Origin of the sequence: Kocuria tytonicola (assembly GCF_003687455.1) — a bacterium.
Classification (GTDB): Bacteria; Actinomycetota; Actinomycetes; order Actinomycetales; family Micrococcaceae; genus Kocuria; species Kocuria tytonicola.
The window spans coordinates 1-25533 of sequence record NZ_PHOA01000027.1 but is presented as its reverse complement, the minus strand read 5'-3'; the positions used below and the strand labels follow the sequence as shown (position 1 = coordinate 25533).

Sequence of the window (25533 nt, the reverse complement as noted above, 5' to 3'; positions counted from 1 at the left end):
CGTCAACGGCTCACCCGTGGCGGTGGCCGGGGGGTTCACCCTCACGGACGCGGTGGCCCAGCTCACCGGCCGGGAGATCGGCCCGGACGGCACCGCCGCGGACGGCCACCCCCTGGGGATCGCCGTGGCCGTGGACGACACCGTGGTCCCCCGTTCCCTGTGGGCCACCACCGCGGTGGTCCCCGGGCAGTCCGTGGAGATCGTCACCGCGGTGCAGGGGGGCTGAGCACCATGACGCACGACGACGCCCCGCGCGCCCCTCTGCCGCACCGGTCCGCGCCCCCCCACGCACCGCAGGACCAGCCTGCGCTGCGCATCGACGGCGTGGATCTCACGTCCCGGCTCATCATGGGCACCGGTGGGCTCACGGACCTCGCCATGCTCGAACGGGCTCTGCTCGCCTCCGGGACCGAGCTGACCACCGTGGCGCTGCGCCGCTTCGCCCCCGGTCCGGTCCACGGGACCGGGAGGAGGACGGAAGGCAGCGCGGCGGCGTCGTCGGCGGCACCGCAGGACAGCCTCTACGGGATCCTGCGCCGCCACGGGATCCGGGTGCTGCCGAACACCGCGGGGTGCTACACCGCGCGGGACGCCCTGCTCACTGCCGAACTTGGGCGGGAGGCCCTGGAGACCGACTGGGTCAAGCTGGAGATCATCTCGGACGAGGACACCCTGCTGCCGGACGGCGTGGAGCTGCTGGACGCCATGGAGAAGCTCGTGCGCCGCGGCTTCAGGGTCTTCGCGTACACCTCCGACGACCCCGTGCTCGCGCTGCGCCTGCAGGACGCCGGGGCCACGGCCGTGATGCCGCTGGGCGCACCCATCGGGACGGGGCTGGGCATCCTCAACCCGCACAACATCGAGCTCATCGCCTCCCGCGCGGCCGTGCCCGTGGTGCTGGACGCGGGGATCGGCACCGCCTCGGAGGCCGCCCTGGCCATGGAACTGGGGTGCGACGCCGTGCTGCTCGCCTCCGCCGTGACCCGCGCGCAGGACCCCGTGGCCATGGCCACCGCGATGCGGCACGCGGTCGAGGCCGGCCGACTGGCCCGCGGGGCCGGACGCATCGCGCGCCGCACCCATGCCCTGGCGTCCTCCCCCATGGCCGGGCGCATCGGCTCGGACCAGGAGGCACCGCGGGGCGACTGGCCCGCCCGCGCCGTGGCCGAGGCCGCGGGCGAACCCGGGAACGGGCGGCGTGCGGACCGGAGAGGGACCACCACCGCGCCCACCACCACGGGCCGATCCGGCGTGGTGGGCGGCGGGGAGGCCGCGCCGTCCGACGTCGTGGACACCTCCCCCGCAGCGCCCCGCGCAGACGGGAGCGGCCCCCGATGAGCGCGCTGCCCACGTTCGACCCCCTTGTGGAGCCGGCCGCGGAGCTCACCCGTGAGGAGCTCGAACGCTACTCGCGCCACCTCACGCTCGCGCAGTTCGGGCCGGTGGGGCAGCGCCGGCTCAAGAACGCCCGCGTGCTCGTGGTCGGAGCGGGAGGCCTGGGCGCCCCCGCGCTCCAGTACCTCGCGGCCGCGGGCGTGGGCACCCTGGGGATCGTGGACGACGACGTCGTCTCCGTCTCCAACCTGCAGCGCCAGGTGGTCCACACCGTGGCGGACGTGGGCCGACCCAAGGTGGACTCCGCCGCGGACGCCGTGGCCCGGCTCAACCCGCTGGTGACCGTGCGCACCCACGACACCCGACTGAGCCCGTCAAATGCGCTCGAGATCTTCGCCCGGTACGACCTCGTGCTGGACGGCGCGGACAACTTCGGCACCCGCTACCTCGTGGCCGACGCCGCCGAGCTCACCGGAATCCCCGTGGTGTGGGGCTCCATCCTGCGCTTCGACGGCCAGGTCTCCGTGTTCTGGGCCGGGCACGGGCCCGTGTACCGGGACCTCTACCCCGAGGCGCCCCCGCCCGGGTCCGTCCCCTCGTGCGCCGAGGGCGGCGTGCTGGGCGTGCTGCCCGCGACCATCGGCTCCGTCATGGCCACCGAGGCGCTCAAACTCCTCACCGGCATGGGCGCACCGCTCGTGGGCCGTGTCCTGGTCCACGACGCCCTCGCCCAGACGTGGCGCACCCTCACTGTGCTGCCGGACCCGCGCCGCGAGCCCGTCACGGACCTCTCCCAGGTCCTGGTGGCATGCGGCCTGCCCGGACCCGACGACGCCGCTCCCCCGGTTCCCGGCGCACCCGCCGGGGGCGCACCGGCAGGCCAGGTGCCCGGCGGTGCCGGGGGCCTGGACGGTTCTGGCGGACCGGACGGTGGCGGCGCCGGGCTGGGACGCAGAAGCGGAACCACCGCGGCAGGCACCCCCGGCCGAGCCGCGCCGGGTCAGGTGGGCGTCCCGCACTCCGGACCGAGCGCCGTCGAGATCGTGGCGGCCACCGAGCTGGCGGAGCTGCTGGCCGCCCGCGAACGCGGGGAGGCGGCGCTCACGCTGGTGGACGTGCGGGAGGACTGGGAACGTCAGCTCGTCTCGATCCCCGGGTCCGTGGCGGTGCCCCTGGACCGCCTGCTGGCCGACGGTGTGCGGGCACTGCCCGCGGGCACCGAGGGGGACGTGATCCTGCACTGCAAGGCCGGGGTCCGCTCCGCGCAGGCCCTTGCCGCGCTGCGGGCGGACTACGCCCTGCGGGAGGACAGCCTCAAGCACCTGGACGGCGGCATCCTGGCGTGGATCGAGGACGTGGACCCCACCCAGCCCAGCTACTGACGAGGCGGCACCACCGAACCGGGGCAAGAACGCCGCCGGGACGCGCTGCCACGTCCTTCCCCGCCTGCACTGACGGAGCAAATGCGCTCTACCCGGCAGTAGCGTGCAGTTGCTCCACCTCACAGTCGCGGCATGTGCGTCAGGGGCGGCTGACGCTGGGCGCCGGATGCACGAGATGCCGCCCACCCGGTGGTGGACGGCATCTCGTGCGCGTCGTTCTGAGGGTCGGAGCGCCCCGGGCGGTCCGCGGAGGGGGCCGCCCGGTAACCGGTCAGCCCAGCAGGATCACGTCCAGCGTACGCGGCCCGTGGACCCCCTCCACGCGCTCGAGCTCGATGTCCGACGTGGCGGACGGGCCCGAGATCATGGTGGTGGGCGCGGTGGGCTCCACCCGGGACATGGCTTCCGGGATCAGTTCCACCACGGTGTCCAGCGGCACGATGCAGATGTGGTGGTCGGGCACCAGTGTGATGGCGCGCCGTCCCTCGTCCGGGCGCCCCGACAGGAAGATGGTTCCCGTCTGTGCGCAGGACACGGTGGACGAGGTCACCACGGCGTCCACCCGGTTGAGGTCCCGCACGGTCAGGGCCGAGGCCTTGCGCCCGTCGTTGGGGTCCACGATGGCCCGGCGCGCCGCGGTCTCCTCGGGGAGCAGCGCGGTGTCCAGGCCCTCGGGAATCACGTACCGCGCGGAGGCACCGAGCTGCGTGGCGATCCGGTCCGCCACGGTCTGCGTGGTCTCACGGAACACGTTGGCCTTGTAGTCCACCAGGCGGTCCTCGAGCATGTCCACGATCTCCTCGCGGGAGAGCTCGGAGGTGTGCCGGTAGCCACGCGGCACCTCCGGGGCCTGCGGGTGGTCCGCCAGCGCGCCGTGGAGCCGCTCCAGGATCTGGGTCTTGGCGTCCGCACTCATGCCCGGCCTCCGTTCTGCTGGCGGCCCTCGCCGCGCTCGATGTTGTCCCGCTCAGGATCGCCCGTCGACTCGGACGCGGCGCCGGCGACGGCGTCCGGTCCGGCTCCCGGCTCGTCGTCGCCCGGGCCGTCGGCCGGGGAACCACCGGTGGCCGCGGAGTGCCGGGCCGCGGCGTCGTCCGCGGAGACCGGGTCCTCCGCGCCGGACACGCCGTCGCGCTCGAGCCGCTCGGCCGTCTCACCCTCGTGCTTCTTCCACCAGTTGCGGAAGGACTCCCTGGGCGGTTCCGGCACGTTGCGCTCGTCCGTCCAGCCGCCGACGACGCCCGGCAGCCAGCCGATCGCGTGGTCGCGCCCGGCCACCACACGTCCCAGCGGGAGCCCCCGTTCCGCCATGGCCATGCGCTGACCGGAGGACATCACGAACGAGGCGCCCTTCATCATGGCGTCCATCTGCGTGGGCAGACCGCGCGACGGCACGGCCTCGCGGACGCGGCGACCGGCACGACGGGCGCGCGAGCCCAGCTGCTGCAGCGAGCCCTCGCGCGGGGAGGTGTCCTGACCGCCGCGGCCCTCGTCCTGGGTGAGAGACTTCTCCTCGCGCCAGTCGTCCTGACCGCCCACGGCGGGATCCTGGGAGGCGGGAGCGGGGGCCGACTGGTCCACGCGCTGCCCGTGCTGGGTGCGGATGTCCTCGTCCCGCAGGTGCACCAGGATGTCCGGGATGTTGATCTTCACGGGGCACACCTGGTAGCACGCACCGCACAGCGAGGACGCGTACGGCAGTGACGCGTTCTTCTCGGAGGTGATCCCCGTGAGCTGCGGCGAGAGGATCGCCCCGATGGGCCCCGGGTAGGTGGAGCCGTAGGAGTGCCCGCCCGCGTGCTCGTAGACCGGGCACACGTTGAGGCACGCGGAGCAGCGGATGCAGTGCAGCGCGGAGCGGCCCTTGGGGTCCGAGAGCACCGCGGAACGGCCGTTGTCCAGCAGCACCACGTGGAAGTTCTTAGGCCCGTCCCCCGGGGTCACACCCGTCCAGAGGGAGGTGTAGGGGTTCATCCGCTCCCCCGTGGACGAGCGCGGGAGGAGCTGGAAGAACACCTCGAGGTCCTGGTAGGTGGGCAGCAGCTTCTCGATGCCCATCACGGTGATGAGGGTCTCGGGCAGGGTGAGGCACATGCGGCCGTTGCCCTCGGACTCCACCACCGAGAGGGTGCCGGTGTCCGCGATCCCGAAGTTCGCACCGGAGATCGCCACCTTGGAGGTGAGGAACTTCTCGCGCAGGTGCTGGCGGGCGGCCTCGGCCAGCACACGGGGCTCGCTGGTGAGCTCGTCCGTGACGCCGGGCATCTCGCGGCTGAAGATTTCGCGGATCTCCTCGCGGTTCTTGTGGATCGCCGGCACCAGGATGTGGGAGGGCTTGTCCCGGCCCAGCTGCACGATGAGCTCGGCGAGGTCCGTCTCCGTGGCGGTGATCCCGTGCTCGGCCAGGTGCTCGTCCAGGCCGATCTCCTGGGTGGCCATGGACTTCACCTTGATGACGTCCGTGGTGTCCTGCTCCTGCACCAGGCGCGTGACGATGGCGTTGGCCTCGTCCGCGTCCCGGGCCCAGTGCACCACGCCGCCCTGTGCCACCACGTTCTGCTCGAACTGCTCGAGCAGCTCCGGCAGGTGCGCCATCACGGTCTCCTTGATGGCGGAGCCGGCGTCACGCAGCTCGCTCCAGTCCGGGACCTCGCCCACCACACCGGCCCGCTTGTGGCGGATGGTGTGGGTGGCGTGCCGGATGTTGGCGCGCATCTGCTCGTTCTGCAACTCCTTCTTGGCGGCCTTGGGGAACGCCACCTGTGCGTGCAGGTTGCCCTGTCCGTGCACGGGGCGCACCGCGGGCATGCCGAGGGACGTGACGCTCATCGAGTTGCTCCTGCCGGGGTGGTCCGGCCCGCCGGGCGGCGGCCGGGCTGGGGGATGGACAGTTCCACGGGCCCGTCCACGGTCAGCGGGTTGCTGCGGGTGGAGGCCAGGATCTCCGCGAAGTGCACTGTCTGCACGTCCACGTTGCGCTTGGAGGCGGCGCCGCCCAGGTGCAGCAGGCACGAGGCGTCCCCGCCCGTGCACAGCGAGGCGCCGGAGCTCTCCACGTTGCGCAGCTTGGCCTCGGCCATGGCACCGGAGACATCCGGGTTCTTGAAGGAGAAGGTGCCGCCGAACCCGCAGCACTCCTCGGCGTCCGGCAGCTCGTGGAAGTCGATCTCCGCGACGGAGCGCACCAGGTCCTTCTGGCGGTCCCCCAGACCCAGCAGGCGCATGCCGTGGCACGAGGGGTGGTAGGTCACGGGATGGGGGAAGTACGAGCCCAGCTGCTCGGCGGCGTCCGTCACCCCGAGCACGTCCACGAGCAGCTCGGAGAGCTCGTAGGTGTTGTCCGCGACCATGGCGGCGTCCTCCGCCAGGGCGTCGTCACCGCACTCGCGGGCCACCATGGGCTGCTGGTGGCCCAGGGAGGCCACACAGGAGCCGGAGGGGGCCACGGCGACGTCGTAGTCCACGCTCGTGAAGGCGCGCACGTGGTTGCGGATCACCGGCACGGCGTCCTCGAAGTAGCCGCTGTTCACGTGCATCTGGGAGCAGCAGCCCTGCCCCTGGGGGAACACCACCTCGTGCCCCAGTCGCTCCAGGATCCGCACGGTGGCCAGTGCCACCTTCGGATACATGGCGTCCACGATGCACGTGGCGAAGAGCGCGATTCTCATGTTGTGGTCTCCCAACCGTCTGCCCCGGTGATGCTGTGCCCCGGTCCATCTCTGTGGCCAGACCAGGCTACGCCCGTGAGTCGGATCACAACAATGCACGGCACGCTCCGGGAAAGTGCTCGCAGAGCGGCTGCCGCAGCGCGCCCGGCGGGGTGCGGCACCTTCACGGTGTGATCTGGATCATGTACGCTGTGTGGTCGGACCACTGTGGTCTGACCACTTATCGTACGACCGGTCCCGGACCCGGTGCACGCCGCCCCGTCGGGACCACCCCTCGATCCCGGAACTGCGGTTCCGATCCGGCCTCACCCCTGGGAGAACGCGTGAACACCTTTACCGCCGCGACCGATGCCGTGGGAGGCAGCGTGGGCCTGTCCGCCCTGGTCGGCTGCCTGCCCCTGCTCACCTTCTTCGTGATGCTGCTCGCCTTCCGGGCGAGCGCGTACGTGGCCGGCCTGACCTCCCTGTTCGTGGCCCTGCTGGTCGCGATCCTCGGCTTCGGGATGCCCGCCCACCTGGCCGCCCTGACCGCCACGCAGGGTGCGGTGTACGGGCTCTTCCCGATCGTGTGGATCGTGGTCATGGCCCTGTGGTTCTACCAGGTGACGGTGCTCTCCGGCCGCTTCGAGGACCTGCGCACCATCTTCGACACCATCGGCGGCGGCGACCTCCGCATCCAGGCGATGCTCATCGCCTTCTGCTTCGGCGGCCTGCTGGAGGCCCTCGCCGGCTTCGGCGCCCCCGTGGCCATCACGGCGACCATGATCCTCTCGCTGGGTCTGAAGCCCCTCAAGACGGCCACCGTGGTGCTGATCGCCAACACCGCCCCCGTGGCCTTCGGCTCCGTGGCCATCCCGATCACCACGGCCGGCACGCTCACGGACCTGGATCCCGCGCACATCGGCGCGGTCGTGGGACACCAGGCCCCGTTCTTCGCACTGGTCGTTCCCTTCATCCTGCTCCTGATCGTCGACGGCGCCCGCGGCCTCAAGCAGGCATGGCCCGCAGCCCTCGTGGTGGGCGGCAGCTTTGCGATCGCCCAGTGGTGGTGCGCCTCGCACTTCTCCTACGAGCTCACGGACGTGGTGGCGTCCCTGGCGGCGCTCGCCGCAGCAGTGGTCCTCATGCGGTTCTGGCGCCCCCGGGGCGCGGAGGCCGTCCGCGCGGACCTGGGTGTGGAGCGCCCGGAGAAGGCCGCCGCGCTCACCCCCGGCCGCATCTGGATGGCCGTCCTGCCCTACGTCCTGGTGGTCACGATCTTCGGCATCGCCAAGCTGTGGACCGCGGGCGTGAACGTGCCCAAGGCGCTGGCCTCCACGGACGTCAAGATCCCCTGGCCCGGACTGCACGGGCACCTGCTCAACGCCAAGGGCGAGGCCATCTCCGGCACCGTCTACAACTTCCAGTGGCTCTCCAGCCCCGGAACCCTGATGCTCATCACCGGCCTGCTGGTGGCCGTGATCTACACGGTGTTCAACGGCCATGGCCGGTTCCGGCTCTCCCTGGGCAACGCCCTCGCGGAGATCGGGCGCAGCGCGTGGAAGATGCGCTTCTCCGCCCTGACCATCATGTCCGTGCTGGCCCTGGCGTACGTGATGAACTTCTCCGGTCAGACGCTCGCCATCGGCACCTTCGTGGCCGGGCTGGGTGCCGCGTTCGCGTTCTTCTCCCCCGTACTCGGATGGGTGGGCACCGCCGTGACCGGTTCCGACACCTCCGCCAACGCCCTGTTCGCGAACCTGCAGAAGACCGCGGCACTGGGCTCCGGGCTGGATCCGCACCTGATGACCGCCGCGAACACCTCGGGCGGCGTGGTGGGCAAGATGATCTCGCCGCAGTCGCTGGCCATCGCGTCCTCCGCGGTGGGCATGCAGGGCAAGGAGTCCAGCATCTTCCGCTCCGTGGTCCCGTGGTCCCTGGGCATGCTGCTGGTGCTGTGCTGCCTGGTGTGCCTGCAGTCCAACGTGCTCTCGTGGATGCTGCCCGCGGCCTGAGCAGCACGGCCGTCGTGACGTGAACCGGCCCGCCCCCGCCGCGCGCGGTGGCGGGCCATCGCGTGTGCGGACCCGCACGCGTGAGGAGCCAGGAGGAACCATGAGCACTGATCCCGCCTACACCGTGGTGCTGGAGTGGATCGAGCAGCAGCTGCGCTCGGGCGGTCTGCGCGTGGGTGACAAGCTGCCCGCGGAGCGGACGCTCGCCGAGGACTTCGGGATCTCCCGGGCCTCCGTCCGGGAGGCCGTGCGCATTCTCGCCGCCATGGGCCTGGTGCGCTCCGCCACCGGATCGGGGCCGCACTCCGGGGCCACCGTCATCTCGGACCCCTCCGCGGCCCTGGGGTGGGCGCTGCGGATGCACATCGCCACCCGGTCCCTGCCCGTGGCGGACGTGGTGGCCACCCGCGTGCTGCTGGAGACGCAGTCGAGCCTGGATGCGGCGGCGTCCCGGGATCCCGGACGGGACGCGGTGCTCACCCGGGCGGGCGAGCTGCTGGACCGCATGGACGACCCCGCCGTGGGCGACGCCGAGTTCCACGTGCTGGACGCCCAGTTCCACCTGCTCCTGGCCTCGCTGGGCGGGAACGTGGTGCTGGAGACGATCATGGCGTCCCTGCGGGAGGCGACGATCGGGTACGTCCAGGAGACCGTGGCGGCCACCTCGGACTGGCCGTCCATCCGGGCCCGGCTGCAGTCGCAGCACCGTGCGGTGCACCGCGCCACGGTGGAGCGGGACGGCGAGGAGGCGGCCCGGCTGCTGCGGGAGCACATCATGTGGTTCTACGGACACGCGCCCACTGCTGCGGAGTCTCCCGGCGAGGGGGCGGTGAACGCGCCAGAGTGAAAAATACCCCGGCGCCCCCTGGTCGGAGGGCGCCGGGGTCAGGCCTGTGTCTGCCCTGGACCGCTGACGCAACGGAGGTTCCCGGAGCTGCACGCGAGGTGATCCAGGCCTCGCGGAACTCGTCCGTTGATGGGGAGTACGAGAACCCCCGCTGCGAACTCAGCGGTCCGCTCCCGGCGGGGCGAGCGCCGTACAACCGCCCGACCCGCGTGGAGCGCGGGACACCCGCTTTCGGTGTCCACAGAACACTCTGCCCCATGGGCGGCGCGCACCACCATGGCCATTCGGCCAGACTTGCGCGGCGAAACTGGGCGGGGACTGGGAGTCAGCGGGGGCCGGGGCCGGGCTCGTCGTCCAGAGCGGGGTGCACCAGGCCCCACTGGATCCCGGAGATCAGCACCTGCACACGGTCCCGCACGGCCAGCTTCTCGCACAGGTGGGACACGTAGGCCTTCACGCTGCCGTGGGAGACGGTCATGCGCTCGGCGATCTCCGCGTTGTTGAGCCCCTTGGCGATCCACTCGAGCGTCTCCTGCTCCCGCGGGGTGAGCTTGGGAGCCCCGGGGTGCGGCCCGGGAGGTGGGGACATCGCTGCCTGTGTCAGGGCCCCGCGGTTCCTCCCGCGCCGGACCGACGGCACGGGGACGTCCCCCAGCACGTTGTTGGCCAGCGAGTTGGCCACGGACGGGGAGAGCGCCAGCTCGTCCTCGCGGATCAGACTCACGGCGGAGACGATCTCGCCGTGGCGGGCGTCCTTCACCAGGTACCCGGAGGCGCCGGCACGCAGCGCGGGCACCACGTACTCCAGGGTGGAGAACGTGGTCAGGGCGAGCACCTTGGTGTCCGGGCACTGCTGGACGATCCTGCCGGTGGCCTCGATCCCGTCCATCCCGGGCATCCGGATGTCCATGAGCACCACATCGGGAGACAGCTCCAGGCACGAGGCGAGCGCCTCGGCACCGTCGGAGGCCTCACCGACCACCTCGAAGCCGGGTTCGGCACGGAACAGATTGGCGAGGGCGTCTCGCATGAGCGGATGATCGTCCACCAGAAGAAGCCTGCACAAATCCATGAAATGATCATAAACTGAGCGCATGACTCAGCATCTTCAGGGCCTCGACACGGTGTCCGCCCCCGCCCACCGCTCCTCCGCTCTCCGGGTGACGGCGGCTGCCGCACTCGCGGTCTCCATGCTCTTCGCCTCCGTGGGCCCGTCCGTGGCCGTGTCCCAGGGGGACTCCGTGCGGGGACCCAGCAGCGCGCTCTGCCGCTTCTTCCCCATCTACTGCAACCCTCGGTGACCCCCGACCCCACCGTTCCGGAAGGGGAAACCGCCACCCAGCCGGGTGGCATGCCGAGCTGGTTGCGCGTCACCGTGGTGCTCTTCGCCGCGGTGGCCATGTTCGACGACCTGCATGCACTGGACTGGTCCGCGCTCGCGCCGGTCACTGCCGTGCTGAGCTCGGCGTGGATCGTGCTGAGCTACGGCGCCGTGGCCCTGCTCGCGTGGTCGACCGCGGCGAGCGCCGTCGTCATCGCCCTGTCCTACGCCCTGTGCCTCGTGCTCGACGAGTACTCCACCACCTTGCTGTGCGGGTGCGTGGTCATGGTCGGTGCGGTGGCCATGCTCGGCAGGGTCGGCCTGCTGCTCCACCTGGGAGTCACGGTCGCGTGGGTGGTCGTCACCGCGTGGGCGCTGGAGAGCACCGACTTCATCTGGGCCCTGGGTCTGCCCCTGGGCATTGCCGCCCTCATCGGCGTGGCAGTGCGGTTCTTCCTGGGGCAGTACCGGCTCAACACCCGGCGGCTCGCGGCCATGGAGGCCACGCACGAGCGGCTGCGGGAGCAGGAGCGGCTCGCCCTGGCGCGGGACCTGCACGACGTGGTGGCCCACGAACTCACCCTCGTGACCATGCAGGCCGCGGGCTCGCAGCGGCAGTCCGATCCCGCGGAGCTGCACCGCACCATCAGCACCATGGACACCGCCGCCCGCTCGGGTCTCACCGAGCTGCGGACGCTGCTGCACATCCTCCGGGACTCCCCGGGAGCCGGAGACTCCGACGGCGCGGACGAGCGCGGCAACGCCTCGGGGCTGACCACGGGATCGCTGCACGGTGTGGCACAGACCCTGGAGTCCAGCCTGCGCCGCGCCGGTCTGGTCCCGGACTTCGTGCTGGGGGAGGGCGTGGACGACATCCCCACGTCCATCCGCGGCACCGCGGCCCGCGTGCTCCAGGAGGCATCCACCAACATGATCAAGTACGCGCCCGTCGGCTCCCCGTGCCGCGTGCGCATGACCGCCGTGGACTCCGCCGTTCACATCCACACGGAGAACAGGGTGGCCCACGGGGCGGCGGAACTCGACCACCGTGAGCTGACCAGCGGTTTCGGCCTGCGAGGCATCCACGAGCGTGTGGCCCTGCTGAACGGCACCGTGGACTACGGCCCCCGGGACCACACCTGGCACCTGGACGTGCGGATCCCGTTCGCGTGAGCCCCTCGCAGAACCGGGGCGGGCCGGACCGTCCGGGGACACCGCGGGCAGCGGGCGGCACCCTGGATGCCGCGGGCTCCGCCGCTCCGGCGAACTCCGCAGACACAGCCGCCGCGGACGGCCGGCACGCGCTGACCGGCCACGACGCCGCCGGGGCCGTGCGCGGCGTCGTGCTGGGGATTCCCCGGGCAAGGGTGCTCAGCTACGGGGATGTCGCCGAGCTCGCGGGGCTCGCCACCCCGCGCCTCGCCGCCCGCATCATGGCGCTGGGCCAGGCGGGTGAGGACGCCCCGTGGTGGCGGGTGGTGCGCGCGGACGGCACCCTGCCGGACCGGCTGCAGATCACTGCCCGGGAGCACTACGAGCGGGAGGGCACACCGCTGCGGGAAACCTCCGCGCACTGGGTGCAGGTGGACATGCCGCGTGCCCGCTGGAACGCCCCCGCACCGCGTTGAGCCCGTACTGCCGTGAGCTCGCTCTGGGCTGAGCCCGTGCTCCCGTGCGCCCCGGCCACCGGGGGCATCCGTCCGGGTGAGCCCGCTCCGCGGGGGCGGGCGACCGAGGACGAGGTCCTCAGGCCTCGGGCGGGCCCGCCACCTCGACGAAGGAGCCGCGCGGGTCGAAGACCCTGCCGGTGAGGCGCTCGTAGGCCTCCACGTAGCGCTCGCGGGTCTTGGCCACCACGTCCTCCGGCAGCGCGGGGACGGGTCCGTGGCCGTCCCACCCGGAGGCGTCCGAGCGCAGCCAGTCCCGCATGTACTGCTTGTCGAAGGAGGGCTGCGAGCGCCCGGGCCGGTAGGTCTCGAGGTCCCAGAACCGTGAGGAGTCCGGGGTGAGCACCTCGTCCCCCAGGGTGATGGCTCCGCGGTAGGAGTCCAGGCCGAACTCCACCTTGGTGTCCGCCACGATGATCCCCCGTTCCCGCGCGATCCGCTCGGCACGCGTGTAGATCTTCAGGGAGAGCTCCCGGAGCCGGTCCGCCACCGAGTTGCCCACCACGTCCGCCATCTCCCGGTAGGTGATGGGCTCGTCGTGCTCCCCCAGCTCCGCCTTCCCGGTGGGGGTGAAGATGGGCTGCTCCAGGCGGTCGCCGTCCTGCAGGCCCTCGGGCAGCTCGATCCCGCACACCGAGCCCGTGGCGCGGTAGTCCCTGAGGCCCGAGCCGGTGAGGTAGCCGCGCACGATGTTCTCCACCGGGAACATGGACAGGTTCTTGCACACCACCGCGCGGCCCCGGACGGACTCGTGCACGTCCGTGGTGAGGATGTGGTTGGGGATCCCGTCCAGCTGCTGGAACCACCACAGGGACAGCTGCGTGAGGATGACTCCCTTGTCCGGGATCTCGGTGGGCAGCACCCGGTCGAACGCGGAGATGCGGTCGCTCGCGACCACCAGCACGGCACCCGCGCGGTACTCGGCGTCGTCGTTGATGGCCACGCCCGTGGCGGCCAGACGGGACTCGTCGGGGACGTAGAGCTCCCTGACCTTGCCGGAGTAGACGTGCTTCCAGCCGGGAATCTCGGGGGGTGTGCCGTGCTCGCTCATGCCTGCTCCTCTGCTGCGCTCTGCCCGGGCTGCTCCGCCGAGCCGGGTGCACCGTCCGCCGCGGGCCGCGCCGGGGGAAGGCCCACGCGGTCCTCGGCGGCGGCCAGTGCGATGTCACCGCGGTGGTGCGAACCGTCCAGCCCGATGCGTCGGATCCCACGGTAGCCACGCTCACGGGCCTCCCGGAGGTCCGCGCCGTGGGCCACGACCGTGAGCACGCGACCGCCTGCCGAGACGATCTCCCCCGCCTCGTTGCGCACGGTTCCCGCGTGGCAGACGTGCACCCCGGGTTCCGCCGCGGCGTCGTCCAGTCCCGTGACGGGATCCCCCGTGCGCGGTGCGCCGGGGTAGTTCTTCGCGGCGAGCACGATGGTCACGGAGGCACCGGGCCTCCACTCGAGCTCCCGCTCCTCGCAGAGCCGGCCCTGCGCGGCGTCGAGCAGCAGCGAGCCCAGCGGGGTCTCCAGCATGGCCAGCACGGACTGGGTCTCGGGATCGCCGAAGCGCGCGTTGAACTCGATCACGCGCACACCCTGCGCCGTGACGGCCAGGCCGCAGTAGAGGACGCCCGTGAACGGGGTGCCGCGGCGTCGCAGCTCGTCCACCACGGGGCGCGCCACGCGCTCCACGACCTCCTGCGTGAAGCCCTCGGGCAGCCAGTCCAGCGGCGTGTAGGCGCCCATGCCACCGGTGTTGGGGCCCTGGTCACCGTCCCGCACGCGCTTGAAGTCCTGCGCGGGCAGCAGCGGCACCACGTGGGTGCCGTCGCTGAGCACGAACAGGGAGACCTCGGGACCGTCCAGGTACTCCTCCACGAGCACCGAGCCGCCGGCGTCGAGGCACTCCCGCGCGTGGGCCTCCGCGCGGTCCCGGTCCTCGGTGACCACCACTCCCTTGCCCGCGGCCAGGCCGTCGTCCTTGACCACGTGGGGAGCGCCGAAGCGCTCGAAAGCCTCGCGGACCTCCGCGAGGTCCGTGGTGGCGACGGCGCGCGCGGTGGGCACGTTCGCTGCGGCCATGACCTCCTTGGCGAACGCCTTGGAGCCCTCGATCCGTGCGGCCTCCCGGGACGGCCCGAAGACGGGGATGCCCGCCTCGCGCAGCGCGTCCGCGACGCCGGCCACGAGCGGCGCCTCCGGACCCACCACCACGAGATCGGCGGCCAGCTCCCGCGCGAGCGCCACCACGGCCCCGGGGTCCTGGGCGTTGAGGGAGTGCACGGGGACGTCCTGGGCGATCCCCGCGTTGCCGGGGGCCGCGTGGACCTCGCTCACGTTCGGGTCCCGCAGCAGGGACGTGATCATTGCGTGCTCGCGGCCGCCCGGGCCCACCACCAGTACCTTCACGCGTTCAGCGTATCGGCAGGGACCCCCGGGCGGGAAAGGTGGCCCGGTGCCCGCTGTCATACTGGGGCCATGGAGACTTTCAGCTCGGATCAGGCCGTGGACCTCGCCGTGGTGCGGCGCAGTGGTTTCGTGGAGTCCCGGCACCGCGGCTCCGCCGTGGTGCTCGCCCCGGACGGTTCCGTGGCGTTCTCCGTGGGGGCTCCGGGGGAGCTGGTCTTCCCGCGCTCCACCCTCAAGCCCTTCCAGGCCATTGCGGCCATGAAGGCCGGTGCGGCGCTGCGCGGCGAGCAGGTGGCGATCGCGGCGGCGTCGCACACCGGCACGTTCGACCACCTGGACGCCGTGAGCTCGATCCTCAAGGCCGCGGAGCTGGGCCCCGAGGCCCTGCAGTGCCCGCCGGACTGGCCCCAGGACGACGACACCCGCGCATGGTTGCTGCGCACCGAGCGCGGCCAGAACCGCATGTGCATGAACTGCTCCGGCAAGCACGCCGCGTTCCTGCTGGCGTGCGTGACCAACGGCTGGCCCACCGACTCCTACGTGGACCCCGAGCACCCGCTGCAGCGCCTCGTGGTGGAGACCATCGAGGAGTTCTCCGGGGAGCGCGCCGCGCACGTGGGCGTGGACGGCTGCGGCGCACCGCTCACGGCCATCAGCCTGACCGGGCTGGCACGCATGTACTCCACGCTGGGGCGCGCCGCGCGCAACATCCAGGCGGACGCCCGCGCCGCCACGGTGGCCACGTCCATGCTCGACTACCCCGAGTACGTGCAGGGCCCGGGCCGCTCCAACACCGTGATCATGGAGGAGCTGGACGTCATCACCAAGCTCGGCGCGGAGGGCGTGCTGGGTCTCGGCACACGGTCCGGCTGGTCCGTGGCCATCAAGATGCTGGACGGCTCGTCCCGCGCCAACTCCCTGGTGGGCCTCACGCTGCTGTCCCACGTGGGTGCCATCTCCCCCGCCGACGCCGACCGCGTCCTCTCGCGCGTGCTCTCCCCCATCACCGGGGCCGGGCGTCCCGTGGGCGCCATTGAGCTCGCCCCCCAGCTGCAGGAGCTGCTGGGCTGACGACGCCGCCGCGCGCCACCTCCGCGGCACCCCCCGCACCGGGTGGCCGAGGCACCGGCCTCACCGGAAGGGCTGGATGCTCCGCCCCGTGGTCCGCGGCGTGCCCCGCCGCGGGTGGCGCACAGCGGCGACCCCCGCCCTCTTCTTCCCCGACCGCACCAGGACCCCGGAGGCCCAGCACCGTGAAACGCCGCATCAATCCCGCGGACGGCTCTCTCGCACTCGCGCAGTGGCGCCGGGCCCCGGAGACCACCGACCGCCGAACCCTGGCCACGGCGGTGCGGTACTGCCTGGAGGAGCTCGGCACGCGGGCGGAGGGCAACTCCGTGGAGGTGCGCGTCCCGCCCTTCGGCGTCACCCAGTGCGTTCCCGGGCCCCGGCACACCCGCGGCACGCCGCCCAACGTGGTGGAGACGGACGCGGGCACGTGGCTCGCGCTGGCCACCGGTGCCGAGACCTGGGCGAGCGCCGTGGCGGAGGGGACCGTGGCGGCGTCGGGAACCCGCACCGACCTGTCCGCGTGGCTTCCCCTGTTCGGTTGACCCCCGCCGGGACGCGGGCACGCAGCGAGCGGCCGCAGAACGCCGGGGGCCGGGCGCCCGGCGCCGCGAGGAACTCCCAGCGGACCGGAAGATCCTCCACCGCCACCGCGGCTCCCCGAGGACCGCGCGCGCGATAGCCTGGAGACCATGAGCTCCGCCAGCCCCGAGACCCCTGACCGCTCCGCGCGGCCCGCGCCTGCCACGCAGCAGATGACGGCGCGCCGCGCCCCCAACCTTCTGGCGTTCGTGGCCACGGGCGCCGGGGCGGGAGCCATTGCGGGACTGCTCGTGGGCGCGCTCGGTCCCGGGGCGCTGGCCTACACCCGCGGGGCGATCATCGGCTTCTTCCTGATGGCGTTCCTGATCCTGGGAGCCGCCGTGGGTGCGGTGGTGGGCCTGGTCCTGGACCGGATCTCCCTCAGGCGCGCCCGCAGCGTGGCCGCCGAGGTCCACGACGTTCACGGAGACGAGGGTCACTCCGGCTCGTGAGACACTGTCTCTCGTGGTTCGAGCTGACGGAAAACTCTCTCACGACCTTCTTCCCGGCGAAAAAGGCCCCCAGGACGCGTGCGGCGTGTTCGGCGTGTGGGCCCCCGGGGAGGACGTGGCCAAACTGACCTACTACGGTCTCTACGCGCTGCAGCACCGCGGGCAGGAGTCCGCGGGGATCGCCACGTCGGACGGTGAGCGCATCTCGGTTTACAAGGACATGGGCCTGGTCTCCCAGGTCTTCGACGAGACCACGCTCAACACCCTCAAGGGCTACCTGACCGTGGGCCACGCGCGGTACTCCACCACGGGCGCGTCCCACTGGGCCAACGCCCAGCCCACGCTCGGCGCCACCCCGCACGGGACGCTGGCGCTCGCGCACAACGGCAACCTCACGAACTCCGCCGAGCTCTACGACCTGCTGCTGGACAAGTCCGGCTTCCCGTCCCGCGGGGAGATGGCCCGCGGCAACACCACGGACACCGCGCTGATCACCGCCCTGCTCGCGGAGCACCCGCTGAACTCGCTCGAGGAAGCGGCCATGAAGCTGCTCCCGCAGCTCGTGGGCTCCTTCTGCCTCACGTTCATGGACGAGACCACGCTCTACGCCGCCAGGGACCCGCTGGGCGTGCGCCCGCTCGTGCTCGGCCGCCTGGAACGCGGCTGGGTGGTCGCCTCCGAGACCGCGGCCCTGGACATCGTGGGTGCCTCGCTCGTGCGCGAGGTGGAGCCCGGCGAGTTCATCGCCATCGACGAGAACGGCCTGCGCTCCAGCCGGTTCGCCGAGCCGACGCCGGCCGGCTGCGTCTTCGAGTACGTCTACCTTGCGCGCCCGGACACCACCATCAACGGCCGTTCGGTGTACGAGTCCCGCGTGGAGATGGGACGCCGGCTCGCCCACGAGCACACCGTGGAGGCGGACCTCGTGATGCCCACCCCCGAGTCCGGAACCCCCGCCGCCATCGGCTACGCCGAGGCCTCAGGCATCCCGTTCGGGCACGGCCTGGTGAAGAACTCCTACGTGGGCCGCACGTTCATCGAGCCCTCGGACACCATCCGCCAGCTCGGCATCCGCCTCAAGCTCAACCCGCTGCGCTCGATCGTGGCGGGCAAGCGCCTGGGGGTCGTGGACGACTCCATCGTGCGCGGCAACACCCAGCGGGCGCTCGTGCGCATGCTGCGGGAGGCCGGGGCCGCGGAGATCCACGTGCGGATCTCATCCCCGCCCATCAAGTGGCCGTGCTTCTACGGCATCGACTTCGCCTCCCCCGCCGAGCTGATCGCCAACGGCATCTCGGTGGAGGACGTCCGCGCCTCGCTCGGTGCGGACTCCCTGGGCTACATCTCCGAGGACGCGATGATCGAGGCCACCCGGCAGTCGCGGGGCAACCTGTGCACCGCGTGCTTCTCGGGCGAGTACCCCACGGCCCTGCCCAAGGCGGACCGCCTGGGCAAGGCCGTCCTGGAGGCGCCCGGTGCCCACGCCGAGCCCTCCGAGGACCTCGTGGCCCCCGTTCCCACCGACGCCGCCCCCACCACCGAGGAGACCAGCGCATGAGCCCCGAGCGCCCCCAGGACTCGCAGTCCGTCACCTACGCCAGCGCCGGCGTGGACGTGGAAGCCGGGGACCGCGCCGTCGAGCTCATGAAGGCCGCGGTCAAGGCCACCCACACCGACGGCGTGGTGGGCGGCGTGGGCGGTTTCGCGGGCCTGTACGACGTCTCCGCGCTCACCGCGTACCGCAGGCCCTACCTGGCCACCTCCACCGACGGGGTGGGCACCAAGGTGGCCATCGCGCAGTCCCTCGACATCCACGACACCATCGGCTGGGACCTCGTGGGCATGGTCGTGGACGACATCGTGGTGGTGGGCGCCGAGCCGCTGTTCATGACCGACTACATCGCCACCGGCAAGGTGGTCCCCGAGCGCGTGGCGGACATCGTGCGCGGCATCGCCGCGGCCTGCGAGGCGGCCGGCACCGCCCTGGTGGGTGGGGAGACCGCCGAGCACCCCGGGCTGCTGGGCGTGGACGAGTACGACGTCGCCGGGGCCGCCACCGGCGCCGTGGAGGCGGACGAGCTGCTCGGCCCGCAGCGCGTGCGGGACGGGGACGTCGTCATCGGGATGGCGTCCTCCGGGCTGCACTCCAACGGCTACTCCCTGGTGCGCCGCGTCATCAACGTGGCCGGGTGGCAGCTGGACCGCCAGGTCAGCGAACTGGGCCGCACGCTGGGCGAGGAGCTGCTCGAGCCCACGCGCGTCTACGCCGCGGACGTCCTGGACCTCGCCCGCACCTTTCCCGTCAACGGGGCCGACGGCGCCACGGGCCACGGGGTGCGCGGGTTCTCCCACGTGACCGGCGGCGGGCTCGCCGCGAACCTCGCCCGGGTGCTGCCCGCGGACCTGCAGGCCACCGTGGAGCGCTCCACGTGGTCCCTGCCGCCCGTGTTCCGCCTCGTGGCCGAGCTGGGCGGGGTGCCGCAGCCGGACCTCGAGCGCACCCTCAACCTGGGTGTGGGCATGGTCGCGATCGTGGACCCCGCCGTGGCCGACGCCGCCGTGACCCACCTGAACGAGCGCGGACTGCCCTCGTGGGTCATGGGACGCGTGGGCCCCGTGGACCCGGCCGCCGCCCAGCACGGCAGCGACTGGGTGCAGGGCGCCAAGGGCGTGGCCGGTGGCGGCGTGCTGATGACCGGCTCCTACGCCAGCTGAGCGACGACACGCAACGAACCGCCCACACGACGGTGTGGGCGGTTCGTTGCTGCACTGAGCTGGAGTGGCACTGAGCCTTCGTTGCTGCACTGAGCTGGGACGACGCTGAACTGACGTGTCGCGGGACTGCAGCAGCGCGGTGCCGTGGCGGCGCCGGACGCCGGGTCAGTCGTAGTCGGAGTACTTCTCCGCGTAGGTCGAGTAGTCGTCCCCGTCCTCGGGTCGTTCCTCGTGATCCACGGCTCGGGAGGACGGTGTCGTGCCGCGCAGCTCGCGCTGCAGGGCCGAGTAGTCGGTCTGCGGGCTGAAGTACTTGATCTCCCGCGCCTGTCGTGTCGCCTTCGCCTTTTGACGGCCGCGCCCCATGGCGTGACCCCCTCTGCGTCTCGTGTCCGGTGGGCGGTGCCGTGTTGCGCACACAGTACGGCCCCGGAGTGTCTTGTCAGTTTTTCGTGAGTCCAGGGTACATGTTTTGAACCGTTCTCGCGTACCCGTCCCCGCCGCGGCCACACGCGGACCGCCGCCCGCTCGCGGGGGCTCCACGGGAGGGGGCTCCGGCGGTCTCGGCGGGGCGGCCGAGGAGTGCCGGGGGGCCGGTACAGTGGGACGGCCCCGGTGCCGCGCGCCACCCTCCCGGACCAGAACGCAGGTTCCCATGAGCTCGTCCTCACGCCCGACGCCGCCCTCCTCCAGTCCGTACCCGCACGACACCCACCCGGGACTCGTGCCCGGTGTCTCGGTGGAGGAGCAGCGGGTGCGCTACCGCACCGACTGGATCACCTTCGGGGTGGCGGGAGCACTCATCATCGGCTTCGTGGTGTGGGGTGCCGTGTCCACGGAGTCCCTGACGAGCGTCTCCCAGGCCGCCCTGTCCGCGGTGGTCACCTACGGCGGGTGGGTCTTCACCCTGCTGGCGGCCGTGGTGCTGCTCTTCCTGCTCTACGTGGGATTCTCCCGCCACGGCAGGATCCCCCTGGGCAAGGACGGGGAGGCCCCGGCCTACTCCATGGGCTCGTGGATCGCCATGCTCTTCGCGGCCGGCATGGGCGTGGGACTGATCTTCTTCGGCGTCTACGAACCCGTGACCTACTACATGACTCCTCCCCCCGGGCGCGCCGAGCCCGAGAGCTTCCACGCCATGCACTCGGCCATGGCCCAGACCATCTTCCACTGGGGGCTGCAGGCGTGGGCCATCTACGCGCTGGTCGGCGCCGCGGTGGGCTACGCCGCCTACCGCCGCGGCCGGCCGCTGCTGATGTCCGCGATCTTCGGCCCCCGGGCCCACCTGAGCGTGGGCGGGCGGCTCATCGACATGTTCGCCATCGTGGGGATCCTCTTCGCCACCTCCGCCTCCCTGGGACTCGGGACCCTGCAGATCGGACGCGGACTGCAGATCGTGACCGGCATGGGCGAGCTGGGCAACGGCGTGCTCGTGGGGATCATCGCGGTGCTCACGTGCGTGTTCCTGGTCTCCGCGGTTTCCGGCGTGGCCAAGGGGATCCGGCGGCTGTCCAACGTGAACATGGTGCTCGCCGCGCTCGTGGCGTTCTTCCTGTTCGTGGCGGGCCCCACCGTGTTCCTGCTGAACTTCATCCCGTCGGTGGTGGGCACCTACTTCGGGGAGATGTTCCAGATGCTCTCCCTCTCCGCGTCCTGGGGGCCGGAGGCCGAGAAGTTCATGCGCTCCTGGACGCTGTTCTACTGGGCCTGGTGGGTCTCCTGGGCACCCTTCGTGGGGGTCTTCGTGGCCCGCATCTCCCGCGGGCGCACCCTGCGCCAGTACGTGAGCGTGGTGCTGCTGGCACCCACCGTGATCTGCGTGCTCGCGTTCTCGGTCTTCGGCGGGACCGCCATCTGGCTGCAGCGCTCGGGCACGGACATCGCGGGGGCCGCCTCCCCGGAGGACATGCTGTTCCGCGTTCTGGACGCCCTGCCGCTGTCCGCCCTCACGCCGATCGCCGTCATGGTCCTGCTGGCGATCTTCTTCATCACGTCCGCGGACTCCGCGACCCTGGTGATGGCGTCCATGTCCCAGCAGGGCAAGCCGGAACCGGACCGGAAGATCACCGTGTTCTGGGGCCTCGCCCTGGCCGGGGTCTCCTCCGTGATGCTCGCCGTGGGTGGCGCGGACGCGCTGCAGGGGCTGCAGGACCTGGTGACCGTGGCGGCCCTGCCGTTCGCGCTCATCCTGCTGGCCCTGATTCCCGCGTTCCTGCGGGACCTCTCCACCGATCCCATGAGCCTGCGCCACCGCTACGCACGCGTGGCCCTGGAGAACGCGGTGCGCCAGGGCATGGGCGAGCACGGGGACGACTTCGCCCTGGAGATCCGCCACCAGGAGGGGCCCGCGGCGGCGGGGCACGACGTCGACTCCACCGGCGAGCGCATGAGCTCCTGGTACCAGCGCACGGACGAGGACGGGCGGCCCGTGGCCTACGACTACGCGCTGGACAGCTACGTGGACTCGGTGCCGGACCGCAGGGCGGGGGCGAACCGCGGGGACCCTGCCCACGGCGCTCCGGTGCAGGGCCATCCGGGCGCCGGCGGGGGTGCGAGCGTCGGCGCGGAGCCGGGCTCGACGGCGTCGCCGGGGCGGGACGCGTAGGTCCGCGCACGGCACGGCATGGCGAGAGCGCCGGTGCGGACTGCTCCGAGTCTGCACCGGCGCTCTTCTCGTCCCGGTCACCGCCGCCCCTGCGGCAGGGCCGGGGCGGGCGGTCAGCCGGTCACTCGTTTACGATCTCCGCGTCCACGATGCCGTCGTCGCCCTCGGACGGCGACGCCGCGGCGTCGTCACCGCGTTCGGTCGTGACCGTGAGGCCGTCCTCGGCGACGTCCGGGTTGACGTCCACCACCACGGTGTCCCCGTCCAGGATGGCGCCGGACAGCAGGCCCCTGGCCAGACGGTCGCCGATCTCGCGCTGCACGAGCCGGCGCAGCGGGCGCGCACCGTAGGCGGGGTCGTAGCCGGTCATGCCCAGCCACTCGCTCGCCGCGGGCGTGACCACCAGGGACAGCCGGCGCTGCGCGAGGCGCGTGGCCAGCTGGGCCACCTGGATGTCCACGATCTTCGCGAGGTCCTCGGTGCTCAGCGGCTCGAACATGATGATGTCGTCCAGCCGGTTGAGGAACTCCGGCTTGAAGGACGCGTTCACCACGCCCATCACGGCGTCGTTCTTGGCCTTCTCGTCCATGGTGGGGTCCACCAGGAACTGGCTGCCCATGTTGGAGGTGAGGATCAGGATCACGTTGCGGAAGTCCACGGTGCGGCCCTGGCCGTCGGTCAGGCGACCGTCGTCGAGCACCTGCAGCAGGATGTCGAAGACCTCGGGGTGGGCCTTCTCCACCTCGTCCAGCAGCACCACGGAGTACGGGCGGCGCCGCACGGCCTCGGTGAGCTGGCCGCCCTCGTCGTAGCCCACGTACCCCGGAGGGGCACCGACCAGGCGCGAGACGGAGTGCTTCTCCGAGTACTCGGACATGTCGATGCGGATCAGGGCGCGCTCGTCGTCGAACTGGAAGTCCGCGAGGGACTTGGCCAGCTCGGTCTTGCCCACACCCGTGGGCCCCAGGAACATGAACGAGCCGATGGGGCGGTCCGGGTCAGAGATGCCCGCACGGGAACGACGCACCGCGTCCGCCACCGCGGTCACGGCCTTGCGCTGCCCGATCAGCCGCTTGCCCAGGACATCCTCCATGTGCAGCAGCTTCTCGGACTCGCCCTGCAGCATCTTGCCCGCGGGAATGCCGGTCCACGCCGAGATCACCTCGGCGATGTCGTCCGCCGTGACCTCCTCCGAGACCATGGTGTCCTCGCTCAGACCGCTCGCGTCCTCCTGCGCCTGCGCGGCGTCGAGCTGCTTCTGCGCGGCCGGGATCTCGCCGTACAGCAACCGGGAGGCCTCGCCGAGGTCCCCGTTGCGCTGGGCGCGCTCGGCCTGCGAGCGCAGGTCGTCGATCCGGGCCTTGAGCTCGCCCACCCGGTTCAGGCCGGCCTTCTCCGACTCCCACCGGGCGTTGAGCGCATCCAGCTCCGCCTGCTTGTCCGCCTTGTCCTGGCGCAGCGCGGCCAGTCGTTCCACGGAGGCGGGATCCGTCTCGCCGTCCAGGGCGAGCTCCTCCATGGTGAGCCGGTCCACGGAGCGGCGCAGCTCGTCGATCTCCTCCGGTGCGGAGTCGATCTCCATGCGCAACCGGGACGCGGCCTCGTCGATCAGGTCGATGGCCTTGTCCGGCAGCTGCCTGCTGGGGATGTACCGGGTGGACAGCTGGGCCGCGGCCACCAGGGCGGAGTCCGCGATCTGCACCTTGTGGTGCGCCTCGTAGCGCTCCTTGAGCCCACGCAGGATGGCCACGGTGTCCTCCACCGAGGGCTCCCCCACGTAGACCTGCTGGAAGCGGCGCTCGAGGGCGGCATCCTTCTCGATGTTCTCGCGGTACTCGTCCAGGGTGGTGGCGCCGATCAGACGCAGCTCACCGCGGGCCAGCATGGGCTTGAGCATGTTGCCCGCGTCCATGGAGCCCTCGGAGGCGCCCGCACCCACCACGGTGTGGATCTCGTCGATGAACGTGACGATCTGCCCCTCGGACTGCTTGATCTCGTCCAGGACCGCCTTGAGCCGCTCCTCGAACTCGCCGCGGTACTTGGCCCCGGCCACCATGGACCCGAGATCCAGCGAGATCAGGGTCTTGCCGCGCAGGGACTCGGGGACGTCCCCGGCGACCATGCGCTGCGCGAGGCCCTCGACCACGGCGGTCTTGCCCACACCGGGCTCGCCGATCAGCACGGGATTGTTCTTGGTGCGGCGCGAGAGCACCTGCACCACGCGGCGGATCTCGGAGTCCCGCCCGATCACGGGGTCCAGCTTGCCGTCCCGCGCAATGGCGGTGAGGTCCGTGCCGTACTTCTCCAGGGACTGGAACGTGCCCTCCGGGTCCGGGCTGGTCACGCGGCGGTCACCGCGCACCCGCGGGATCGCCTGGGCCAGCGCCTCCGGGGTGACGCCCGCGCTCTTGAGCGCCGCAGCGGTTCCGTCCTGCCCCGCAGCCAGTCCGTAGAGGATGTGCTCGGTGGAGACGTACTCGTCCTGCAGCTCGCGCGCGTAGTTCTCGGCGGCCTGCAGGGCCTGCAGCGCGGTGCGGCTCAGCTGCGGCTGGGCCGTGGAGCTGCCCGAGGCGCTGGGCATCTCGTGGATGAGGTTGCTGGCCTTGAGCGACACGGCGTCCGCGTTCGCACCCGTGGCCTGCAGGACCGCCACGGCCACGCCCTCGCGCTGGTCCATGAGGGCCTTGAGGATGTGGGCGGGCTCGATGTTCGGATTGCCCGCGGTGGCGGCGTTCGTGGCCGCGGCGCTCAGGGCTTCCTGAGACTTGGTGGTGAACTTGGTGTCCACGGCATCTCCTTCGCTTGACTTATGGTTTATCAGTTACCTTGAGTCTACCTCGCTCAACCAAGAAAGTGAAGAGTTTTCCACAGGAACTTTCCGGTCACGCCCGGTCCGGCCAGAGCCCCGAGCTGCCCCTGCGGTGGCTGCCCACCAGGTGGGTGTCCACCATGCCGATGGCCTCCATGAGCGCGTGCATGGTGGTGGGGCCCACGAACGCAAACCCCCGCCGCTTCAGTTCCTGGGACAGTGCCCTGCTCTCCGGGGAGACCGTGGGGACGTCGGCGAACCGCTCCGGGCGGGGCGTGTCCACCGGCTGAAAGGACCACACCAGCTCGGCGAGCCCCTCGTGCTCGCGCAGCGCCACGGTGGCCCGGGCATTGGTCACCGCTGCCTCGATCTTGCGGCGGTTGCGGATGATGCGCACGTCCCCCATGAGCCGTTCCACGTCCGGCGCACCCATCGCGGCCACGGCATCCGGGTCGAATCCGTGGAAGACCTCCCGGAACGCGGGCCGCTTGGCGAGCACCGTGCGCCACGACAGCCCCGACTGGAAGCCCTCCAGCACGATCCGCTCGTACAGCCCCGCCTCGTCCCGCACCGGCATGCCCCACTCGGTGTCGTAGTACTCCCGCAGCACGGGGTCCCCGGCCGCCCACACCGGGCGTGCCAGCCCGTCCGCACCGACCACCAGATCAGGATTAGTCCCGCTCACCTGGGT

Annotated in this window: 22 protein-coding genes and 1 pseudogene; 14 read left to right on the top strand and 9 right to left on the bottom strand. The window is 71.8% G+C overall.

The genetic code is table 11. The annotated features are described in order from the left end of the window. The 3 genes and pseudogenes from thiS to moeB form a co-directional block, all read left to right on the top strand. On the top strand, positions 1-226 hold a 226-nt coding region (gene thiS, locus CWC38_RS05035), incomplete at its 5' end, for a sulfur carrier protein ThiS (protein ID WP_240625058.1). Between the two features lie 122 nt (positions 227-348). Then, positions 349-1113: pseudogene (locus CWC38_RS05030) on the top strand (thiazole synthase); the annotation flags it as partial. Positions 1114-1334: 221 nt separating this feature from the next. Beyond that, a complete protein-coding gene (moeB, locus tag CWC38_RS12365; protein WP_240625057.1) occupies positions 1335-2717 on the top strand; it encodes a molybdopterin-synthase adenylyltransferase MoeB in 1383 nt (460 codons plus the stop codon). A 271-nt stretch (positions 2718-2988) separates the two neighbouring features. Here the strand turns inward: moeB and CWC38_RS05015 are convergent, their stop codons facing one another. Genes CWC38_RS05015 through CWC38_RS05005 form a run of 3 tightly spaced genes read right to left on the bottom strand, consistent with a single transcriptional unit; the run spans position 2989 to position 6385 of the window. Then, the gene (locus CWC38_RS05015; RefSeq protein WP_121845720.1) at positions 2989-3633 is read right to left on the bottom strand and encodes a LutC/YkgG family protein; all 645 of its coding nucleotides are present in this window, start codon (positions 3631-3633) and stop codon (positions 2989-2991) included. Continuing rightward, complete coding sequence (locus CWC38_RS05010; RefSeq protein WP_121845719.1) at positions 3630-5546, bottom strand: lactate utilization protein B; 1917 nt, start codon at positions 5544-5546, stop codon at positions 3630-3632. The genes CWC38_RS05015 and CWC38_RS05010 overlap by 4 nt, the downstream gene beginning before the upstream one ends. Further along, complete coding sequence (locus CWC38_RS05005; protein ID WP_121845718.1) at positions 5543-6385, bottom strand: (Fe-S)-binding protein; 843 nt, start codon at positions 6383-6385, stop codon at positions 5543-5545. Before CWC38_RS05005 ends, CWC38_RS05010 begins: the two co-directional genes overlap by 4 nt. A gap of 323 nt (positions 6386-6708) precedes the next feature. Between CWC38_RS05005 and CWC38_RS05000 the strand changes: the two genes are divergently transcribed. Further along, the gene (locus CWC38_RS05000; RefSeq protein ID WP_121845717.1) at positions 6709-8379 is read left to right on the top strand and encodes an L-lactate permease; all 1671 of its coding nucleotides are present in this window, start codon (positions 6709-6711) and stop codon (positions 8377-8379) included. A gap of 100 nt (positions 8380-8479) precedes the next feature. Beyond that, positions 8480-9226 carry a FadR/GntR family transcriptional regulator gene (locus tag CWC38_RS04995; protein ID WP_121845716.1) on the top strand — a complete coding sequence of 249 codons (747 nt, stop codon included), beginning with the start codon at positions 8480-8482 and terminating at the stop codon, positions 9224-9226. A 325-nt stretch (positions 9227-9551) separates the two neighbouring features. Here the strand turns inward: CWC38_RS04995 and CWC38_RS04990 are convergent, their stop codons facing one another. Further along, entirely contained in the window at positions 9552-10298 is a 747-nt protein-coding gene (locus tag CWC38_RS04990; protein WP_165860344.1) for a response regulator transcription factor, read from the bottom strand. A gap of 22 nt (positions 10299-10320) precedes the next feature. Between CWC38_RS04990 and CWC38_RS04985 the strand changes: the two genes are divergently transcribed. Genes CWC38_RS04985 through CWC38_RS04975 form a run of 3 tightly spaced genes read left to right on the top strand, consistent with a single transcriptional unit; the run spans position 10321 to position 12175 of the window. Beyond that, positions 10321-10527 carry a hypothetical protein gene (locus CWC38_RS04985; protein WP_121845715.1) on the top strand — a complete coding sequence of 69 codons (207 nt, stop codon included), beginning with the start codon at positions 10321-10323 and terminating at the stop codon, positions 10525-10527. 50 nt (positions 10528-10577) lie between these two features. Next, positions 10578-11720 carry a sensor histidine kinase gene (locus CWC38_RS04980; RefSeq protein WP_121845714.1) on the top strand — a complete coding sequence of 381 codons (1143 nt, stop codon included), beginning with the start codon at positions 10578-10580 and terminating at the stop codon, positions 11718-11720. Next, complete coding sequence (locus CWC38_RS04975) at positions 11717-12175, top strand: MGMT family protein (RefSeq protein ID WP_240625055.1); 459 nt, start codon at positions 11717-11719, stop codon at positions 12173-12175. Before CWC38_RS04980 ends, CWC38_RS04975 begins: the two co-directional genes overlap by 4 nt. A 118-nt stretch (positions 12176-12293) precedes the next feature. Here the strand turns inward: CWC38_RS04975 and CWC38_RS04970 are convergent, their stop codons facing one another. Then, a complete protein-coding gene (locus tag CWC38_RS04970; RefSeq protein ID WP_121845713.1) occupies positions 12294-13265 on the bottom strand; it encodes a phosphoribosylaminoimidazolesuccinocarboxamide synthase in 972 nt (323 codons plus the stop codon). Beyond that, complete coding sequence (gene purD, locus CWC38_RS04965) at positions 13262-14611, bottom strand: phosphoribosylamine--glycine ligase (RefSeq protein ID WP_121845712.1); 1350 nt, start codon at positions 14609-14611, stop codon at positions 13262-13264. Before purD ends, CWC38_RS04970 begins: the two co-directional genes overlap by 4 nt. Positions 14612-14680: 69 nt before the next feature. Here purD and CWC38_RS04960 point away from each other — a divergent pair, with 69 nt between their 5' ends. From CWC38_RS04960 to purM, 5 genes are all read left to right on the top strand, one after another. Continuing rightward, positions 14681-15682, top strand: a complete 1002-nt coding sequence (locus tag CWC38_RS04960) for an asparaginase (protein WP_121845711.1) — start codon at positions 14681-14683, stop codon at positions 15680-15682. Positions 15683-15864: 182 nt separating this feature from the next. Further along, complete coding sequence (locus CWC38_RS04955) at positions 15865-16224, top strand: sterol carrier family protein (protein ID WP_121845710.1); 360 nt, start codon at positions 15865-15867, stop codon at positions 16222-16224. A gap of 147 nt (positions 16225-16371) precedes the next feature. Next, complete coding sequence (locus CWC38_RS04950; RefSeq protein WP_121845709.1) at positions 16372-16713, top strand: hypothetical protein; 342 nt, start codon at positions 16372-16374, stop codon at positions 16711-16713. A gap of 13 nt (positions 16714-16726) precedes the next feature. Further along, complete coding sequence (gene purF / locus CWC38_RS04945) at positions 16727-18271, top strand: amidophosphoribosyltransferase (protein ID WP_121845708.1); 1545 nt, start codon at positions 16727-16729, stop codon at positions 18269-18271. Continuing rightward, entirely contained in the window at positions 18268-19428 is a 1161-nt protein-coding gene (gene purM / locus CWC38_RS04940; RefSeq protein WP_121845707.1) for a phosphoribosylformylglycinamidine cyclo-ligase, read from the top strand. Before purF ends, purM begins: the two co-directional genes overlap by 4 nt. Positions 19429-19593: 165 nt before the next feature. Here purM and CWC38_RS04935 read toward each other — a convergent pair whose 3' ends face one another. Then, positions 19594-19794: a DUF3073 domain-containing protein gene (locus tag CWC38_RS04935; RefSeq protein WP_121845706.1), complete on the bottom strand. Its 201-nt coding sequence runs from the start codon at positions 19792-19794 to the stop codon at positions 19594-19596. Between the two features lie 289 nt (positions 19795-20083). On the opposite strand from CWC38_RS04935, the gene CWC38_RS04930 reads away from it, so the two are divergent. Then, positions 20084-22033: a BCCT family transporter gene (locus CWC38_RS04930; protein WP_240625054.1), complete on the top strand. Its 1950-nt coding sequence runs from the start codon at positions 20084-20086 to the stop codon at positions 22031-22033. Positions 22034-22154: 121 nt separating this feature from the next. Here the strand turns inward: CWC38_RS04930 and clpB are convergent, their stop codons facing one another. Beyond that, positions 22155-24821: an ATP-dependent chaperone ClpB gene (clpB, locus tag CWC38_RS04925; RefSeq protein WP_121845705.1), complete on the bottom strand. Its 2667-nt coding sequence runs from the start codon at positions 24819-24821 to the stop codon at positions 22155-22157. Positions 24822-24915: 94 nt separating this feature from the next. Beyond that, on the bottom strand, positions 24916-25527 hold the full coding sequence (locus tag CWC38_RS04920; protein WP_121845722.1) for a DNA-3-methyladenine glycosylase I: 612 nt from the start codon (positions 25525-25527) through the stop codon (positions 24916-24918). Positions 25528-25533 lie beyond the last annotated feature (6 nt).